Source organism: Prescottella sp. D32 (assembly GCF_037287305.1).
Classification (GTDB): Bacteria; Actinomycetota; Actinomycetes; order Mycobacteriales; family Mycobacteriaceae; genus Prescottella; species Prescottella equi.
In genome coordinates, this window is record NZ_JARBSW010000003.1 from 323,069 (window position 1) to 338,096 (window position 15,028).

Genomic DNA, 15,028 nt, shown 5'->3' on the forward strand with positions numbered 1-15,028 from the left:
TGATCGACATGTCAGATTACCGGCGGCGACTCCCGCTGCACGAGTCAGCGTGCCCGGCACACGCCCGTCCGTGGGAATCGTCACGCCGACCGCCTCGTCAGTCCGCCTGGAGCACCAACCGCCGACCCGGATCCGGCGACATCGGAACGCTGTCGCGTTGCAGCAGCCACGACGCGATGTTGTGGAACAGCGGCGCCGCCGACTGGCCACCGCCGCCGTCGATCCCCCGCACCGGCGCGTCGAGCATGATGCCGATGACGTAGCGCGGATCATCGGCCGGAGCGATACCGGCGAACGTGATCCAGTAGTTCGAGTTGGAGTAGCACCGGCAGGCAGGATCCACCTGCTGGGCCGTGCCCGTCTTGCCGGTGATCTGGTAGCCCTCCACGGCCGCCTGCGGGCCCGTGCCCTGCTGGTAGCCCATCGGATCCTTCTGGGTCACCGAACGGAACATGTCGCGCACCGTACGCGCCGTTTCCTCACTGATCGCGCGTACGGGCTCGGGACGTTCGGTCTCGGTACGGGTGCCGTCCTCGTCGACCACAGCCTTGACGATCCGCGGAGAGATCCGTTCACCATCGTTCGCGATCGCTTGATACATGCCGGTCATCTGCAACAGGGTCATCGAAAGACCCTGCCCGATAGGCAGGTTCGCGAAGGTACCCCCCGACCAGTCCTCCAGGGCCGGGACACTGCCGGCACTCTCGCCGGGCAGCCCGACATCGGTGACCTGGCCGAGCCCGAAGCGGTGGAGCATGTCCGCGAAGCGTTCCTCACCGACACGTTCCGCGAGCATCAGGGTGCCGACGTTGGACGACTTTCCGAAAACCCCGGTGCTGGTGAACGGCACCACGCCGTGCGCCCACGCGTCCTTGACGGAGACGCCGGCCATCTGAATGGTGCCCGGAACCTGGAGTACCTCGTCGGGGGTGGTGAGGCCGTACTCGATCGCCGCAGCGGCGGTGACGATCTTGTTCACCGAACCCGGCTCGAACGGCGAGCTCACGGGAAGGTTGCCCATCTGCGCGGTACGCGGGTTGTTGCCCACCCCGATCGCCGGATTGAACGTGCCGTCGTTCGCCATCGCGAGGACTTCGGCGGTCTTCGTGTCGAGCACCACGACGGACGCGTTCTTCGCGCCCGACAGGTCCTTGGCCTGCTGCGTCTGTTGCTGCACGTAGTACTGCAGGTCGGAGTCGAGCGTGAGTTCCACCGTGGACCCGTCGACCGCCTCGCGGAGATCACGCCGGCTGCCCGGGATGACCGCGCCGTCCGAACCCCGGTCGTGGGTCTCCGAGCCGTCCTTCCCCGCCAGCGTCGAGTCGAGGGACGCCTCCAGACCGAGCAGTCCGTGGCCGTCCCATCCGGTCGCCCCCACGACGTTGGCGGCGAGCGAACCTCCCGGATACTCGCGGATGTCCTGCCGTTCGAGCCCCACCTCCTGGAACTCGTCGCCGATGTCGGCGGCGATCGCCGGGTCGACGCTGCGCGCGAGATAGACGAAGGTCTCGTCGCTGCGCAACTTCTCGAGCAGGTCGCTCTCGGAAACGGTGTCGCCGAGTCGCTCGTGGATACCCTCCGCGATCTCCTGCAGCCGCTCGTCGGGCTCGGGCTTCTCCGGGTTCTCCGCGTGCGCTTCCTCGAGCCTCTTCCGTTCGGCGACGGGCTGGAACGTGAGAGCCTTCGCGTCGAGGGTGTAGGCGAGCTTGTTGCCGTTGCGATCGACCACGGCGCCGCGGACCGCGGGCAACGTCACGGTCGTGGTGCGCTGATTGGCGGCCTCGGCGGACAGCCGCGGAGCCGCGATGCCCTGGACCCAGAGCAGTTGGACCGCAACGATGGCCAGCGCGCCGAGCATCACGAGGCGCCCGCCACGGAGACGGAACTCGAAGGAATCGCCGCGCTTCGTGCGCCCCCGCTTCGGACGTCGAGGCGGGGGTGCCGGCCGGCGACGCCGCGGAGCGGAGCCGCTCACTGGCGCGCGCCCACCGGAGGTTGGGTGATCACCGTCACGGGTGTCAATTGTTCACCCTGTGCCTGGATGCGGCCGTCATTGCTCGGCTGCGGCGTGGCGGGAGTACCCGGCGACGTGGTGCTCGGCGGCGTGGTCGGCGGGGCGGTGGTCGTCTGCTGCCGAGGACGCTCGGGGGCGACCGTCGGCGCCGGTGTCCGGTCCAACGGAGCGACCGGCTTGCCCTCCGCGGGCTTCGGCGTGCCGATCACCTGGACCGAGCCGTCCGACGCCTGCAGCAGCCGCGCCGGATCCTTCGCGGGAATCAGGCCCAACTCGGCGGCCTTCTGCGCGAGAACGGGCGCCGAGTTGCCGGCCTCCACCTCGCGCTTGAGGTCGACAGCCTGCTCACGAAGCGTCTGATTGTGCGCGCGCGTGGCGGCCAGCTCGTACGAATCCTCCGCCGAGCGCGTCGTGAGCAGCAGCGTGGCCGCGAGTCCCAGACACAGCAACCCGATGATGGTGGCCACGAACGGAATCCGGGCCACGACGTCCTTGGGTGTCGTCACGACCGAGGTGACACGCGTGTCCGACGCCGACGGGTGGCCCGCCACGGTGGCACGCTGCCGGCGGCGTTCGTAGGCACGCTGCGCGGCATCCGACCGGCGAAGACTCGCGGACCCGACACCGACGGGAGTCATCTGCACAGTCATGCGCTACGCCTTCCTCGCGATTCGTTCCGCTGCCCTCAGGCGGACCGGTGCCGCTCGTGGGTTGTCTTCGATCTCGGCCTCGGAGGCCCTCTCCGCACCACGGGTGAGGATCTTGAACTCCGGACCCATCCCCGGCAGCTCCACGGGGAGCCCCTCGGGCGTCTTCGATTTCGCGCGCGGAGCGAGTTCCTGCTTGACGACGCGATCCTCGAGCGACTGGTACGACATGAACACCACACGCCCACCGACCGCGAGCGCATCCAGCCCCGCGGGGATCGCGTCGCGCAGCGAATCGAGTTCGCCGTTGACTTCCACCCGCAGCGCCTGGAAGGTCCGCTTGGCAGGGTGTCCCCCGGTGCGCCGGGTGGCGGCCGGGATGGTGTCGTAGAGGAGTTCCACCAGCGCAGCGCTGGTCGTGAACGGCTGCTTCTGGCGACGGCGCACGATCTCGGACGCGATCCGGCCGGCGAATCGCTCCTCGCCGTACGTGCTCAGGATCCGCGCCAGTTCGCCGTGGCTGTACGTGTTGAGGACCTCGGCGGCCGTGATGCCCGTCGTCGGATTCATCCGCATGTCCAGCGGCGCGTCGATCGAGTATGCGAAGCCCCGATCGGCCTCGTCGAGCTGCATCGAGGAAACCCCGAGATCGAACAGGATCGCGTGCACCGATCCGACGGGATCGAGGCCCGCCTGACCGAGGGCCTCGACGATGCCGTCGTAGCGGGTGTGCACGAACGTCGTCCGGTCCGCGAAGGGCGCGAGACGGTCCGACGCGATGCGCAACGCCTCGGGATCTCGGTCCAGGCCGATGAGATGCAACCCGGGGTAGGTGCGCAGGAAATACTCCGAATGCCCGCCGAGACCGAGGGTCGCGTCGATCATGACGGCGCCGTCACCGCGCGGGTTGTCGGCCGTGATCGCCGGACCCAGCAGGTCGTCGGCACGATTGAGCAGTACCGGGACATGACCGAACTCGCCGGGGACCTTGCCGTCCTCGCCGTCGACCATGATTCCTCCGACTCTTCCGCGGTGTGTTGCTGTGCAGGGTGGGCGAATGCCTCGGGGTCCCTGTCCGATCGGGGACCTGGCGCTGGGGAAGTGCGTCAGGGTCCCGGCGGCGAACCTGACACTGGGGAAGTGCGTCAGGGTCACCTTCGGGCAGAGGCCTCGCGGCACTCGCCGATGGCGTCTCCGGGCTAGAAGATCCCTTCGAGCGCCTCGTCTCTGGCTTGCGAGTAGCTCTCCTCGTGCTCCGCGAGGTAGGACTCCCACGCTCGGGCGTCCCAGATCTCGAGGAATTCGATCTGACCGATCACCACACAGTCCTTCGACAGCCCCGCGTAGCGACGGTGGTCGGCGGACAGCGTGATCCGGCCCTGACCGTCGGGGTGCTGCTCGTCCGTCCCCGATGCAAGTCCGCGCACGAATGCACGGGCCTGCGGGTTGGTCCGGGAAGCCGCAGCAGCACGACGCGCGACCGCGGTGAACTCCTCGCGGGGGTACACCGCAAGGCTGTGGTCCTGACCTTTCGTGACCATCAACCCTCCAGCCAACGCGTCCCGGAACTTCGCAGGCAACGTCAGTCGCCCCTTGTCGTCGAGCTTCGGCGTGTAGGTACCGAGAAACATCTCGTCACCTCCCGCCGGAGCCCCTGTGGCGAATCTGTTGGGACCTCACCGGTTGGTGCGACCCAGCATTCATGCGGGTCGCTCCCACGATCCGCTGCGCACCACAGTACCCCACTTTCCCCCACCACGACTCCAAACTCGGGGCCGATTTGACAAGTTTCGAAAGATAACTGCAGTTCACACGCATGGGTCGAAGTGGGGGACGCGGCGAACGTGACCGCAAACACCCGGCCAGGCACGCGACATCCCTCACGGGGGCCACCCGAAAGCCGCCGAAACGCCCAGGTCGGAGCGCTCAATCACCCCGACGGGCGGCACCCTTTGCGGCCGGCCACGCTCGGTGGGGAACTGTGGGGACCCCGGTGGGTCGATGTGGGGGCACGGGTCGGACCGCGGCCACACACGCAAACGGCGGCGGCGCGACCCATGGGTAGCGCCGCCGCCGTTCGGAAAGTGTGCCGGCCTATTCCTGTTCGAATCTCTTGCGGAACCTGTCTTCCATCCGCGACGAGAATCCGCCGGACTTCTTACCTCCGTGCGGCTTGCGTTGATGCGAGCCGCGGTTGGCATCTGCCCCACCGGAGCCTGAGTCGTCTCCGTCGGGAACCGCCGCCAGATGGCTCTTTCCTCCGCCGACGAGGAAGAGAACACCGGCACCGAACATCACGACGAACCCGATCACACTGACGATCGGGAAATCGCCCAACCTCAACACATCGACAGCCACACCCACGATGAGAAGAACGAGACCCAGAACGAACAGGGCCGCCGCCTGCAATCGGCGCTTGCTGGAGGCGACGCGAATACGTCCGCCCCTCACTGTGGACGCGAACTTGGGATCCTCGGCGTAGAGAGCGCTCTCGATCTGGTCGAGCATGCGCTGCTCGTGCTCGGAGAGTGGCACGGTACCTCCCCCGGCACTAAGAGTTGGCACCTCACCGCGGTGCGGAGAGGCGGGTAACGGACTGGCGGTTACCTGGATTCAATAATACGAGTAGAACCAGCCCCCCACCACCTACTCCATCGACGAGTTCTCATCGAATAGGTGACTATCTGGGGCAGCCCGGCGGGTGGACGCCCGGAGGTGTCCGGAATCACCCGCTCGCGCACGCGGATCGGACCCGGCGGCACCTGCGGAAACCGGCACGGTAGTCAGCGCCCGAGAAGGTCCTCGACGTCGAACAGGAACCTCCCGACCTCGGCGTAGAAGCCGTCCACCTCCTCCGCGTCGACGGTGCGGGTGATGCCCGCCTCCAGGTCCGCACGCAGTCCCGAGTAACCGGCGAAGTAATCCGCCCACGCACCGAAGCCGGGTTCGGCACGCGCCATCAACACCCACGCGCTGCGGGAGCGGGGTCGGCGCGCCCCGCCGGCCGACGTCCCCTCGCTCGCGGCCAGCACGGCCGCTGCGCCACGCAGTGCGCCGACGTACGCGGTGCAGAACCTCTCGGCGGGATGGGACGCACCGGCAGCCTCCGAGAGCAAGCTGTCGGCCCGGCGCAACAGATTCACCGCCTTGGCAGGCGCCGACAGCGGACCCCGCACGGACGCCCCGCCCTTGGGGCCCGACATCCCTGAAGGCACCGAGGACACCGACCCCGACGCCGCCCCAGACGACCCCCGCACCCTCACTCTCGGACCTGATGTCCGCGACTGGACCTGGACCACGATTCGCGCACCTCCCAGAAGTACGAACCTCGGGACCGGTGAGCCGGTGATGTTCGCTTCCCTCGAACATCACCGGCATCACCGGATCACCAATATCGAACATGCGTTCGACCTATTCAATATAGCTGGCCCCACCGACACGTCGTCAAGAGAGAGAAGGGTGAGCCCACTCATGGATGCGAACCCCGGCGAGAGTCCCGGTATCGACCCGGACCCGACGCCGGTCGTCGTCGACCTGTCGGTATCCGACATGCGTGCCCGCTTACCGGAGGCCCTGTCGATCTACGTCGAAGCCATGAACTACCCCCGCGGGACGGAGTTCCACCGCGCGCCGCTGTGGACCGAACACACGCAGCGCCCGGGATGGCGAGCGGTCGGTGCCGTCCGTCCCGATCCGGCGCAACCCGATCGGCCCGGTCCGCTCGTCGCGATCGCCTACGGGTATCGCGGCGCCCCCGACCAGTGGTGGCAACAGCAGGTCCGCCACGGAATGCAGGCGACGGGGTGGAGTCGGGACCAGATCGAGTACATCCTCGGCAGCTACTTCGAACTGACCGAACTGCACGTGCACCCGAGCGCCCAGGGGCATCGTCTCGGTGAACGACTGCTGCGCCGACTCCTCGCCGACCGCCCCGAACGCGGGGTCCTGCTGTCGACGCCCGAGGTGTCCGAGGAGGACAACCGGGCCTGGCGCCTGTACCGGCGTACCGGATTCCGAGACGTCGTCCGGCACTTCACGTTCGCGGGCGACCGCCGCCCGTTCGCCGTCCTCGGAAGGGGTTTGCCGCTGTGAACGGACAACCGCAGGAAATCCGTCGGCGCTCGGATGCGGCCCTCGACACCGTCGTGATCGGCTCCGGGCACAACGCACTGGTCGCCGCCTGCTATCTCGCGCGGGACGGCTGGTCGGTCGAGGTGCTCGAGCGCGACACCGTCGTGGGCGGCGCCGTCTCGACGGTCGAGCGATTCCCCGGGCACAAGGTGGATCGGGGCTCGTCGGCGCACATCATGATCCGGCACACCGGGATCATCGAGGAGCTCGATCTCGCGGCCCACGGCCTGCGCTACATCGACTGCGACCCCTGGGCGTTCGCGCCGGCGCCCGCGGGCTCCGAGCGACCCGGAATCGTCTTCCACCGCAGCCTCGACCGCACGTGCAGGTCGATCGAAGAATCGTGCGGACGCGCCGACGCCGACGCCTACCGCCGCTTCGTCGGCACGTGGGGTCCGCGGTCCGAACGCGTGATGCGCTCGTTCTCCGCGCCGCCCACCGGCGGTCACCTGCTGCGTTCGTTCTGGGGCCTCGACACCGGAGACGGCGGTGCGGCCCTGTCCCGCGAGTTCCTCGCGTCCGGCGACGCGCTGCTCGACGAGTACTTCGACAGCGAACCGCTCAAGGCAGCCCTGGCCTGGTTCGGGGCCCAGTCCGGTCCCCCGATGTCCGAACCCGGCACGGCGCCGATGGTCGGCTTCGCCGCACTCATGCACACGCTGCCCCCCGGTCGCGCGGTGGGCGGCAGCGGCGCCCTGACCGCGGCGCTGTCGGCACGACTGACGGCGGACGGTGGCACCGTCCGCCTCGGCGACGGCGTCACCGAACTGTGCCGGACGGCGGACTGCTGGACGGTCGTCACCGAATCGGGCCGGCGCGTGCGCGCCCGGAACGTCGTCGCCGGCTGCCACATCCTGACCACCCTCGATCTGCTCGAGCGCGGCGGCTACGACCGCGCCACGCTCGACGGCTGGCGGCGCCGGATCCGGGTCGGCCCCGGCATCGGGATGGTGCTGCGGCTGGGCACCGATGCCCTGCCGTCGTATCCGAGCGCACCCGCCGACGCGTCCGCGACCACCACGACGTCGGGCCTGCAACTGCTGGTCTCCGATCGCGCACAACTGCGCACCGCCCACGGCGCCGCGCTCGCCGGCGAACTCCCGCCCGAGCCCGCGGTCCTGGCGATGAGTTTCAGCAGCATCGACCCCAGCATCTCCCCTGTCGGCGAGCACCAGGTGACGTTGTGGTCGCAATGGCATCCGTACCGGCTGTCGGGCGGACGGGACTGGGCGAGCCTGGGCGAGAGCGAGGCCGACCGGATCGTGGCGGGCGTCGACGCCCTGGCACCGGGGTTCGCGGACAGCGTCCGGCACCGTCACGTGCAGACACCGGCGGACATCGAACGCGAGATGGGGTTGCTCGGTGGCAACGTCATGCACGTGGAGATGTCGCTCGACCAGATGATGCTGTGGCGGCCGCTGCCCGAACTCGCAGGCCAACGCGTGCCCGACGCCGACAACCTCTACCTCACGGGGGCATCGACGCACCCCGGCGGAGGCGTGTCCGGGGCCAGCGGCCGCAGCGCCGCCCGGATCGCGCTGTCGGACGCGCGCGGGGGCCGGTGGCGTCGGGCGCTGCGCAAGAAACTCCGGTGAACACCACCGTGCGGCGGGCCTCGGCCGTCGTCGCGATCGCCGCCGTGGGCGCCCAGATCGCGTACCCGCTGGTCCACAGCGGTCCCCGCGACGCCGTCACGGTCGCCGTGGTGGCCCTGCTCGCCGCCGCCTCGATCCTGCACGCGATCGCCGTGCGCGGAAAGCTCTGGGCGGCGGGCATGGTCGCGGCGACCGCAGGTATCGGTCTGCTGTCGGAGGTGGTCGGCACCGGGACCGGCATCCCGTACGGCTGCTACGAGTACGCCACCGGACGTCTCGGCTGGTCGATCGCCGACGTCCCGCTCGTCGTTCCGTTCGCGTGGACGGCGGGCTTCTACCCGGTGTGGTGCGTCGCGTCGCGACTGACGCGGCAGCGGCTCTCGCGGATCGTCCTCACCACGGTCGGCGTCGTCGGCTGGGACCTGTATCTCGACCCGCAGATGGTCGCGGACGGTCAGTGGCAGTGGTGCGTCACCGACGCCGGTCTGCCCGGCGTCGCCCACATTCCGCTGACCAACTACGCGGGCTGGCTTCTCGTCGCTGCGGTGATGGCCGTCCTGGTCGATCTGCTCGATCGCCGAACGGAGACCGTGTCCGCGTCCGACGCGGTCCCGATCGCGCTGTTCCTGTGGACGTGGCTCGGGTCGGCGTTGGCTCACACCGTCTTCCTCGACGCGCCGGAACTGCGTTACTCGGCGGTCTACGGAGCCGTCGCGATGGGTGTCCTCGGAGTGCCGCTCCTCGTGAACCTCACCCGCACACGCCGAGCCGAGCAGCACAACACCCCTACCGCCTGACACGTATCCCGGTGCCTGGCACGATGATCGCTGTGCAGCCGCCTTCCCGCCCGACTCCCCCACTGTCGTCCCGCCGCCCCCGCACGCGGGTGCTCGGTGCCGCTGTTCTCGCGCTGCTGCTCGTGCCGCTGCTGGCCGGCTGCCTGCGGGTGCAGGTCTCGATGGGTGTCTCGGCGGACGACAAGGTGTCGGGCCAGATCGTCGCAGCCACCGTCCCGAAGGACGACGACGACAAGGGGCCGCAGCTGACGCCACCCGACTCGCTCGCCGACCGGATGAGGGTGCAGGAGTACGACAAGGACGGTTACGTCGGCACCCAGGTGTTCTTCAGTGGACTGTCGTTCGGCGAGGTACGTGATCTCGGCTCGATGTCCGCCGACACCTCCGGCGTACTGCAGTTGTCGCTGCAGCGAGCCGGCGACCTGGTGAGCCTCGACGGCCGCATCGATCTCGAGGACGTTCCGGCGCAGGGCACCGACGTCCAGTTCACGATCGCGTTCCCGGCCCGCGTGGCCACCACCAACGGCACCCGGGACGGGGATTCGACCGTCACGTGGAAGCTGCCCGCGGGAGAGGTCACCAATCTACGCGCCGAGGTTCGCTACGCGGACCCCAGCACCCGCAGCTTCGCCGGCTGGGCCGGCATGTCGGCGGGCGTGGCGATCGGTGTCGCGCTGATCGTGGGCGGCATGGCCTGGCTCCACCGCAACCGCAACACTCCGCCGTGGCCGCAGCGCGACAGATCCCTGGAGACGTCGACGCGGTAGCCGGTCCACTCCGATGGCAGCCCCACTCCGTCCACTGCGTTCGTCCCTGCTCGTGACCCGGAGCGCGGCGCTCGTCGCGCTGTCGGGGGCGGCGATCGCGGCCGTCAACGCCTGCACGATCCCCCGTCTCCACGCACGCCGCGTCACCGAACCCGTCACGGTGGTGGTGCCCGCCCGGAACGAGGAGAGTCGCATCGGCGATCTGGTGGCAGATCTTCGGCGGCAGACTCTCCTCGACACCCTGCGCGTGATCGTCCTCGACGACGAGTCGGCCGACCGCACCGCGGCGGTCGCGACGTCGGCGTTCGCGGGCGACGGCCGGTTCGCCCTCGTCCCCGGCGACGGTCCGCCGCCGGGATGGCTCGGGAAGAACGCGGCGTGCCACGAGGGCGCCACCCGCGCAGCCCGTCTGATGGACCCGGCCCGGCCCGGCGTGCTGGTCTTCCTCGACGCCGACGTGCGTCTGGCGGCCGACGCCCTCGCCGCGGCGGTGACCGCGCTGCGCGACTGCGGAGCGGACCTCGTCTCACCGTGGCCGCGGCAGGATGCCGCGACGGTCACCGAGCGACTGATCCAGCCCCTGCTGTGCTGGTCGTGGTTCTCGACGCTGCCGGTGACCGTCGCCAATCGCAGTACCCGCCCGTCGACCGTCGTCGCATGCGGACAGTTCCTGGTGTTCGACGCCGCCGCCTACTACCGCATGGGCGGGCACGCTCCTGTCGCCGGCAGCCACACCGAGGACCTCGACATCGCGCGCGCCGTGCGCCGCCGCGGCGGCCGCACCGTCGTCGCCGCCGCGCAGGAGCGGGCGCACTGCCGGATGTACACGGACGCGGACGCGCTGCGGGACGGGTACACGCGCTGGCTGTGGACCGCCTTCGGGTCGCCCGCGGGCGCGGCCGTGGTGACGACCCTGGTCGCGGCGACCTACGCCGTCCCGCCGCTCGCGATGCTGTTCGGTAGCGGCCGCACCCGCGTCTGGGGCACCGCCGGCTACCTGGCCGCGATCGCCTCACGCATCACCGCTCGGGCCGTCGAACGCGGTTCACCGCCGAGTGGCCGGGATGTGGCCGATGCGGCGGCACATCCGGTGTCCGTCGCCGCCTTCGTGCGACTGGTCGCGGTGTCGCACCGCGACCGCCGCCGCCGGCGACTGCAGTGGAAGGGTCGACAGCTGACCTGACGGTCAGACCGACGCCGAGGCCGACATCCCGAGGTTCGCCAACACCTCGCCGGTGGCCCGCGCGAAATTGAGCGTGATGAAGTGCAGGCACGGCGCGCCCTCGGCGATGAGCCGCTCACTCATCTCGGTCGCGACCTCGATGCCGATCTCGCGCACCGCGGCCCGGTTCTCGTCGGGTCCGTCGCCCGCGGCGCGGGTGAGACGTTCCTCGAGCGCGGGCGGCAGACTCGAACCCGACAGTTCCAGGCTGCGCCGCGCCGAGCGCAGCGACGTGATCGGCATGATCTCGGGGATGATCGGCTTCTCGCCCTGCTCGCGGTCGTACGCGACGACGCGGTCGCGCAACCGCAGGTAGTCCTCGACGTCGAAGAACATCTGGGTGATCGAGTACTCGGCACCCGCTCGCAGCTTCTGCACCAGGTATTTGGTGTCGTGATCGAGGTCGGGCGCGCGGTAGTGGCCCTCGGGGAAGGACGCCACACCGACGTGGAAGTCGCCCATGTCGCGCACCAGACGCACCAACTCCTCGGCGTACTCGACGCCGTCGGGGTGCTTGACCCAATCGCCGAGCGGATCGCCCGGCGGATCCCCACGCAGAACCAGGATGTTGCTGATGCCGCGGTCGGCGTACGCCCCGCACATCGCGCGCAGTTCGTCGATGCTGTGCCCCACCGCGGTCAGGTGCGCAACGGGCAGAAGGGTGGTGTCGTCCGCCAACTGACCCGTGACGCGGACGGTGCGGTCACGCGTCGACCCGCCGGCGCCGTAGGTCATCGACACGAATGCCGGTCCGAGTCGCTCGAATTCGCGAACCGCACGCCACAGCCGCGCTTCGGCGGCCTCGTCGCGGGGCGGCGAGAACTCGACGGAGAAGGGAATCCGACCGCTCTTCGAAGCTTCGGACGAGCGGATCCGGTCCACGATCGAGGGGGTCTGAGTCACGAATCCCGCGCTGTTGCGCCCCCGGACGGCATCGAATGTCACCCGCCAAGCATAGGTTCAGTGCACTGGTCGGACCGCATCGCGTCGGCTCCCCGTCTCACGTGCCGGGACCTGGGCAGCACCCGACGCGACCGTGGAGAGGACCACTAAGGTTGGTCGGGAGGCTTTTCGAGAACTCGATTTGGAGGCTGTCCTGTCCGCTGGAGCCGGTGAGTCCACTCGCCCTTCGCCGTCCGTCCCACCGTTCACCGATACCGTCGAGGACGCCTTGCGGGAGTTCTTCGCCTCGCGCGCCGGCACGGTCGAGACCGTCGGCGGCGGCTACGCCGAGGCGGTCGCCGCGCTCGAGAGTTTCGTGCTGCGCGGCGGCAAGCGGGTGCGTCCCATGTTCGTCTGGACCGGCTGGCTCGGGGCCGGCGGGGACGCCACCGGGCCCGAAGCGCCGGCGGCGCTGCGGGCCGCGTCGGCCCTCGAACTGGTGCAGGCGTGCGCACTGGTCCACGACGACATCATCGACGCCTCGACGACGCGGCGCGGCTTCCCCACCGTGCACGTCGAGTTCGCCGACCAGCACAGTGCCCACCACTGGATCGGCGGATCGGCGGAGTTCGGCCGGGCAGTCGCCATCCTGTTGGGCGATCTGGCGCTGGCATGGGCAGACGACATGATCCGGGAGGCGGGACTGTCGCCCGACGCCCAGGCGCGTATCTCGCCGGTGTGGTCGGCCATGCGCACCGAGGTACTCGGCGGCCAGTTCCTCGACATCAGCAGCGAGGTCCGGGGAGACGAGACCGTCGAAGCTGCGTTGCGGGTCGACCGATACAAGACCGCCGCCTACACGATCGAACGTCCGCTGCACCTGGGCGCGGCGCTCGCCGGCGCGGACGACGCTCTCGTCGCCGCTTACCGGACGTTCGGCACCGACATCGGCATCGCGTTCCAGTTGCGCGACGACCTGCTCGGTGTGTTCGGCGACCCCGAGGTCACCGGCAAGCCGTCCGGCGACGATCTCCGCGCCGGCAAGCGCACCGTCCTGTTCGCGGAAGCGCTGCAGCGGGCCGACGCGTCCGATCCGGCCGCCGCGGCGCTGCTACGCGAGTCGATCGGCACCGACCTGTCCGACGCCCAGGTCGCGACACTGCGCTCGGTCATCACCGATCTCGGCGCCGTCGACGACGCCGAGCGGCGCATCAGCGAGCTCACCGACAGCGCTCTCAGTGCGCTCGACGGCAGTACCGCCACCGACGAGGGCAAACTGCGCCTGCGGGAGATGGCCATCGCGGTCACCCGACGAGACGCCTGACCGCGGTGGTCGGCGTGCGCGTCGTACCCGGGGCGACGGACCGGGTCGTGGTGGTGGGCGCCGGGCTGGCGGGATTGGCCGCCGCCCTCCATCTGCGCGGCAGCGGACACGAGGTGACGGTCCTGGAACGGAGCGATCATCCGGGCGGCCGGGTCGGGACGTACCGATTCGCCGACCACGTGATCGACAACGGCGCGACCGTGCTGACCATGCCGGAACTGGTCCGCGACGCCCTCGCCGCGGTGGGCGCCGACTTCGATACGACGACGCCTCCCCTGCGTCTGCACCGCCTGTCGCCCGCGTACCACGCCCGGTTCGCCGACGGCTCCTCGATCGACGTGCATTCGGACCCGGATCGGATGGTCGCGGAGGTGACCCGGGTCTGTGGGGCGGACGAGGCGCGCCGGTACCTGGAACTGCGCCGCTGGCTCGGTCGCGTGTTCGACGCCGAGTTCGACACGTTCATCGACGCGAACTTCGATTCCCCACTGGACCTGTTCGCCACGCGCGCCTCCGCGACGGACCTGGCCAGGCTGATCGCCGCGGGGGGCTTCGGCCGCCTGGGCAATCAGGTCGCCCGCCGGATCCGCGACCCGCGCCTACGCCGGATCTTCACGTTCCAGGCCCTCTACGCCGGGGTGGCGCCGGCGAAAGCTCTCGCCGTCTACGGCGCGATCGCCCACATGGACACCTCGATGGGCGTCTCCTTTCCCGAGGGCGGGATGCACACCATCGCCGAAGCGATGACCGACGCGTTCACCTCGGCAGGTGGGCGGATCGAGTTCGGGGCGGAGGTGGTGGCACTCGAGCAGTCCGGCGATCGGGTACACGCGGTGCGCACCGCGGCCGGAGAGACGTTCGGGTGCGACGCCGTGGTGCTCACTCCCGACCTGCCGATCGTCGACGACTTGCTCTCCGCCCGCCGGCCCCGACGGCTGCGGATCTCGCCGTCCGCCGTGGTGCTGCACGGCACCGTCCCGTGCGACGTCTCGGCAGCCTGGGGCGCACCGCACCACCACACGATCGACTTCGGCGCCGAGTGGGAGCGCACGTTCGCCGAGATCGCGGCGCGGCCGGGTCGCGGCCGGTTGATGAGCGATCCGTCGCTGCTGATCACCCGACCCGCGGTCACCGATCCGGGTTTGCTGGTCGAACGCGACGGCGTCCGGCACGAACCGCTGTCGGTGCTGGCACCGTGCCCCAATCTCGACAGCGCCCCGTTCGCGTGGGACACCCTGGCCGGGCCGTACGCCCGTGAACTGCTCCGCACCCTCGAGCAGCGCGGCTACCGCGGCATCACCGGCGGTTATGTCGTTGATCACATCGACTCGCCCGCGACGTGGGCCGCGCAGGGCTTGGCGGCAGGCAGTCCGTTCGCCGCCGCCCACGTGTTCCGGCAGACCGGGCCGTTCCGTCGTCGAAACCTGCCTCGACACCCGGTCAACGCCGTTCTGGCGGGCTCCGGCACGACGCCCGGTGTGGGCGTCCCCACGGTGATCGTGTCGGGGAAACTGGCCGCCGAACGCATCGACGGACGCGGACGGAAGCCGCGTTCCGGACTGCATGCCGAACATTCCGGTGGGACACACTAAACTGACTAGCCGTCCAGTACCGCGCGGCCGTCCAGCGTCGGCCGACGGTGATCGAGC

Annotated in this window: 14 protein-coding genes; 7 read left to right on the top strand and 7 right to left on the bottom strand. The window is 69.9% G+C overall.

Translation table 11 applies throughout. From position 1 onward, the window contains the following. Window positions 1–97: 97 nt before the first annotated feature. The 6 genes from PSS76_RS16160 to PSS76_RS16185 all read right to left on the bottom strand — a co-directional run bounded on the left by PSS76_RS16160 (window position 98) and on the right by PSS76_RS16185 (window position 5,876). Window positions 98–1,975 (bottom strand): peptidoglycan D,D-transpeptidase FtsI family protein, encoded by a 1,878-nt coding sequence (locus PSS76_RS16160; RefSeq protein WP_226347352.1) that lies wholly within the window; start codon window positions 1,973–1,975, stop codon window positions 98–100. Then, on the bottom strand, window positions 1,972–2,664 hold the full coding sequence (gene ftsL, locus PSS76_RS16165) for a cell division protein FtsL (protein ID WP_064057663.1): 693 nt from the start codon (window positions 2,662–2,664) through the stop codon (window positions 1,972–1,974). Before ftsL ends, PSS76_RS16160 begins: the two co-directional genes overlap by 4 nt. A gap of 3 nt (window positions 2,665–2,667) precedes the next feature. Next, the gene (rsmH, locus tag PSS76_RS16170; RefSeq protein WP_064078044.1) at window positions 2,668–3,672 is read right to left on the bottom strand and encodes a 16S rRNA (cytosine(1402)-N(4))-methyltransferase RsmH; all 1,005 of its coding nucleotides are present in this window, start codon (window positions 3,670–3,672) and stop codon (window positions 2,668–2,670) included. 188 nt (window positions 3,673–3,860) lie between these two features. Next, on the bottom strand, window positions 3,861–4,292 hold the full coding sequence (mraZ, locus tag PSS76_RS16175) for a division/cell wall cluster transcriptional repressor MraZ (protein ID WP_005512527.1): 432 nt from the start codon (window positions 4,290–4,292) through the stop codon (window positions 3,861–3,863). Window positions 4,293–4,755: 463 nt separating this feature from the next. Continuing rightward, window positions 4,756–5,196, bottom strand: a complete 441-nt coding sequence (locus PSS76_RS16180; protein ID WP_005512526.1) for an SCO2097 family morphological protein — start codon at window positions 5,194–5,196, stop codon at window positions 4,756–4,758. A 248-nt stretch (window positions 5,197–5,444) separates the two neighbouring features. Further along, entirely contained in the window at window positions 5,445–5,876 is a 432-nt protein-coding gene (locus tag PSS76_RS16185) for an SAV_6107 family HEPN domain-containing protein (RefSeq protein ID WP_064078120.1), read from the bottom strand. A gap of 256 nt (window positions 5,877–6,132) precedes the next feature. Between PSS76_RS16185 and PSS76_RS16190 the strand changes: the two genes are divergently transcribed. From PSS76_RS16190 to PSS76_RS16210, 5 genes are read left to right on the top strand one after another with little or no spacing between them, the layout of a single operon-like run. Further along, a complete protein-coding gene (locus PSS76_RS16190) occupies window positions 6,133–6,753 on the top strand; it encodes a GNAT family N-acetyltransferase (protein ID WP_005512524.1) in 621 nt (206 codons plus the stop codon). Further along, entirely contained in the window at window positions 6,750–8,387 is a 1,638-nt protein-coding gene (locus PSS76_RS16195; RefSeq protein WP_064078467.1) for a phytoene desaturase family protein, read from the top strand. The genes PSS76_RS16190 and PSS76_RS16195 overlap by 4 nt, the downstream gene beginning before the upstream one ends. After that, the gene (locus tag PSS76_RS16200) at window positions 8,384–9,184 is read left to right on the top strand and encodes a carotenoid biosynthesis protein (protein WP_337456350.1); all 801 of its coding nucleotides are present in this window, start codon (window positions 8,384–8,386) and stop codon (window positions 9,182–9,184) included. Before PSS76_RS16195 ends, PSS76_RS16200 begins: the two co-directional genes overlap by 4 nt. Before the next feature lie 32 nt (window positions 9,185–9,216). After that, window positions 9,217–9,951 (top strand): LppM family (lipo)protein, encoded by a 735-nt coding sequence (locus PSS76_RS16205; protein ID WP_443147377.1) that lies wholly within the window; start codon window positions 9,217–9,219, stop codon window positions 9,949–9,951. A 13-nt stretch (window positions 9,952–9,964) separates the two neighbouring features. After that, window positions 9,965–11,134, top strand: a complete 1,170-nt coding sequence (locus tag PSS76_RS16210) for a glycosyltransferase family 2 protein (RefSeq protein ID WP_337456352.1) — start codon at window positions 9,965–9,967, stop codon at window positions 11,132–11,134. Window positions 11,135–11,137: 3 nt separating this feature from the next. Here the strand turns inward: PSS76_RS16210 and PSS76_RS16215 are convergent, their stop codons facing one another. Beyond that, window positions 11,138–12,076, bottom strand: a complete 939-nt coding sequence (locus PSS76_RS16215) for a methylenetetrahydrofolate reductase (protein ID WP_013416372.1) — start codon at window positions 12,074–12,076, stop codon at window positions 11,138–11,140. A gap of 181 nt (window positions 12,077–12,257) precedes the next feature. Between PSS76_RS16215 and PSS76_RS16220 the strand changes: the two genes are divergently transcribed. Then, window positions 12,258–13,379 (top strand): polyprenyl synthetase family protein, encoded by a 1,122-nt coding sequence (locus tag PSS76_RS16220; RefSeq protein ID WP_269151766.1) that lies wholly within the window; start codon window positions 12,258–12,260, stop codon window positions 13,377–13,379. 14 nt (window positions 13,380–13,393) lie between these two features. Next, on the top strand, window positions 13,394–14,971 hold the full coding sequence (gene crtI, locus PSS76_RS16225) for a phytoene desaturase family protein (RefSeq protein ID WP_337456353.1): 1,578 nt from the start codon (window positions 13,394–13,396) through the stop codon (window positions 14,969–14,971). Window positions 14,972–15,028: the final 57 nt, after the last annotated feature.